The organism is Aneurinibacillus danicus, assembly GCF_007991215.1.
GTDB lineage: Bacteria > Bacillota > Bacilli > Aneurinibacillales > Aneurinibacillaceae > Aneurinibacillus > Aneurinibacillus danicus.
The window spans coordinates 1-3,226 of the sequence record NZ_BJXX01000241.1 but is presented as its reverse complement, the minus strand read 5'-3'; the positions used below and the strand labels follow the sequence as shown (position 1 = coordinate 3,226).

General features: G+C 40.2%; 3 protein-coding genes and 2 tRNA genes. 4 read left to right on the top strand and 1 reads right to left on the bottom strand.

Going from position 1 to position 3,226, the window contains the following annotated elements:
• Window positions 1-26 precede the first annotated feature (26 nt).
• The 3 genes from ADA01nite_RS21415 (at window position 27) to ADA01nite_RS21405 (ending at window position 1,108) form a co-directional block, all read left to right on the top strand.
• Window positions 27-101, top strand: a tRNA-Arg gene (locus tag ADA01nite_RS21415).
• Between the two features lie 5 nt (window positions 102-106).
• A tRNA-Leu gene (locus ADA01nite_RS21410) sits at window positions 107-192 on the top strand.
• A 484-nt stretch (window positions 193-676) separates the two neighbouring features.
• Window positions 677-1,108: a Fur family transcriptional regulator gene (locus ADA01nite_RS21405; RefSeq protein ID WP_146812456.1), complete on the top strand. Its 432-nt coding sequence runs from the start codon at window positions 677-679 to the stop codon at window positions 1,106-1,108.
• A gap of 80 nt (window positions 1,109-1,188) precedes the next feature.
• Here the strand turns inward: ADA01nite_RS21405 and ADA01nite_RS21400 are convergent, their stop codons facing one another.
• Window positions 1,189-1,542, bottom strand: a complete 354-nt coding sequence (locus tag ADA01nite_RS21400; protein ID WP_146812455.1) for a DUF2614 family zinc ribbon-containing protein — start codon at window positions 1,540-1,542, stop codon at window positions 1,189-1,191.
• 300 nt (window positions 1,543-1,842) lie between these two features.
• Between ADA01nite_RS21400 and ADA01nite_RS21395 the strand changes: the two genes are divergently transcribed.
• Window positions 1,843-2,703, top strand: coding sequence for a nucleotidyltransferase-like protein (locus tag ADA01nite_RS21395; RefSeq protein WP_146812454.1), 861 nt, complete (start codon window positions 1,843-1,845; stop codon window positions 2,701-2,703).
• Window positions 2,704-3,226: the final 523 nt, after the last annotated feature.

Sequence of the window (3,226 nt, the reverse complement as noted above, 5' to 3'; positions counted from 1 at the left end):
GGTGTAACTCTGAAATTAAATACTGTGAGCCTATAGCTCAGGGGATAGAGCACTGGTCTCCGGAACCAGGTGCCCAGGTTCGAATCCTGGTAGGCTCGCCATTATTGCGGTCGTGGTGGAATTGGCAGACACGCTATCTTGAGGGGGTAGTGATCATTGATCGTGCGAGTTCGAGTCTCGCCGACCGCACCATTTTTGGGATTTTTAAAACGAAATATACATAAATTTAAATTGAGAGAGGGCAATTTTATTTGCCTTCTCTTATTATTTTTTGTTCCTTTTTCATGTGAGTTGCCCATTTTTTGAAATTGTAGATAACACAAATAAAACCCCATTCCGCCGTATTTTTGAAAAAGCCTCGTAAGGAAAAGCACTGGAAGTGGCTGTTGTGTTTAATTTAGCCAAAAATGGGTTCAACTTCAGTTTTCCGCTTCTTCTAACGGTTCTTGAAATCCTTTTTCCTATTCCGTTTCTTCTTCCCTTGCTCTTTTTTTCTTCGTACCACAAAAGGCAGCTATTCTTTCCCTCATTTTCACGGCAGGGCTTGTGGCTAATCGGCCATGGTGGCTTTCTATGGAAATCCTTCTTAGTTGACAATTTATTAATACAAGTCTTACACTATTTATAAATATTATCAAGAGAGATTAATTTCTTTTTGAAAAGAGGTGCATGACCTATGTCCGCAGTAATGTTACAGACAGCGCTGACCAAATTAAGAGAGGCAGGTGTGCGGATGACTCCTCAACGTCATGCGATTTTAAGTTATTTATTAGAAACGATGTCTCATCCTACTGTAGATGAGATATATAAATCGCTGGAGGGGAAATTCCCTAATATGAGCGTAGCTACCATATATAATAATCTGCGTTTATTTAAAGATGTAGGATTGGTAAGAGAACTTACGTATGGAGACGCTTCGAGCAGATACGATGCCAATATGAGTGATCATTATCACGCAGTGTGTATACATTGTGGCATGGTAAAAGACTTTCATTATTCTTCGTTAACGGATGTTGAGAAGGAGGCATCTGTGAATACTGGATTTCAGGTTACGTCACACCGTCTTGAGGTATACGGCTTATGCGAAAACTGTCAAATTCGGCAATAAAAAAAGCTTGCCAGGTTGAAATTATCCCGGCAAGCTTTTTCTATATTCTTAACTTCCCTTTATTTTATAAATGAAATGGTTTATGTGTGATGACGGTTCTCAGGTGCATCTGCCGGGTCAAGTGACAAAAGCTGCTTGCAAAACATACATTCGTCCTTCATACCGACTACTTTGGTTACTTTACCACAGCTTGGACAATATACCTGGGTGGCTTTTGTTGATACTATACCCAACCACATATACATCACTGTGCTACCCATGACACAGAGAAATCCGACGATCAGGAAAAATGTCATAATAATGGCATTACTGGCAAACCAAGAGCCCAAAAAGCCGGCAAATGCTGCGTAACCGATATACATAACAATAACACCGATAAAGACCATTCCAAGCGCCAGTGTTCGTAGCTTGTTCAGCTTACCTGAAAATAACATGTACTTTTCCCTCCTGTAGCATTCCTTCAAAATTATAGCATGTTTTGCAAAAAAAAACCTCCTTAAGTCTATAAGGAGGAAAGAAGGATATAGTTAGTACCTCAGGAAGAGTAAAAGAAATGTACACATTTATATTAAATCATTATTAACACTATGTCAATAGTAGAAGGTAAAATTACAAGGTGCGTCGAAAGAAAAAGATAAGGTGCATTTTTTGTAGAAAACAGGGCAGATATATAACTACTTTTATAGAAAATTTTGCTTTGTTTTTTTCAAAGGTAAGGGAGGGGATTCGACGTTATGGACGATGTGTTTTCCGCTTCGTTTTCTCGTGAAATTGCAGATAATATGGTAGAATCTGTGATTCAGGTAAAACCGGTGAATCGACAAAGCACGCTCATTGATGGTTTTGATGAATTGTATTTGATTATTAGAAAAGATTTACATGAAAAAGTACGGATTAAAAATATTTTACATAATTCAGCTAACATTCAAATCCGCTGGGTGGATCAGCAATACTTTGCTCATATTATCGAGAACCGATTCCATCGTCGTTTTGTTCAATGGGCGCTGCAGGGAACGGTATTACATGATCAAAACGGTTATATGGAACAGGTACGGGACAAGTTTCTCACATATCCTTCTACATTTCATCGACGTACGATTTGCATTGAGTTCACTCGTTTTTTGCGGCATTATTTGGAGGCAAAAGAATATCTGGGTCAAGGACAATTGCTGGATGCATATAACAGCATGTTCCATGCGCTGCACCACTGGGCCCGCCTGGCGGTCATCGAAGCGGGAGAAGTACCTGAGACAGTTGTTTGGCAGCAGGTTTCCCAAATCGATTATTCTATTTTTAAACTTTATGAAGAACTCATTACAACTACAGATCCATTAGAAAAACGAATTGAATTACTGCTTTTGGCCAGCGAGTTCTCGGTTATTTCTAAAATGGAGGAATGCAGTCGCTTCCTACTCGACATTATGAGAACCAGAAGGGAACCATGGTCGATCAATGAACTGCTTCATCATCCTGAATTTCAAGGAGTTCAATTTGATTTGATTCTATTGCTGGAGAAATTGGCCCAGCGCTCCTTACTAAAAGAAGTGCCTGTAGAAAGCGAATATGGAATTGAAAAGAAATACAGCATCGTATAAATATCCGTGCAGCCTCGGTAAAAATACCGGGGTTGTTTTCTTTCCCGGCAATTTACAGGATAGTTAGATTTACCGGTTCATGCCCTTCGGTGTTGACGTGGATGCGCTTTTGACCTTTGTTTTCCTTCCATCCGTAGACCAGGAAAAACTCGCGAGGCGTGTGCCGACTGTTGCTTTTTGCGTGTGGAGCTTGGGGCCCGAAGGGAGGGGAAAGACCGGCAACTCTCTCCCTCCTTGAGGTACCCGGATGTTTTGTCGGTCGAAGGGCCATAAAGCAGTTGCTTGTCTTCTGTGTGGAAAAAGGACGAGCAGCAACGTCCGCGAGTTTTTCTTATGGATTGCGGGCTGCAACTTTCATGCATGAGGCTGGATGATTTCACCGCGAAATAAAATTAAAATTTTTATTGACTGACTAAGATAGTTTGTGATATATTTCTTTTTGTCGCCGTTAAAAACGGCGAAGAAATTGGAAAGATAAAAATCAAAAAAAGGTATTGCGAAAAATGCCTGAGTTTGATAAGAT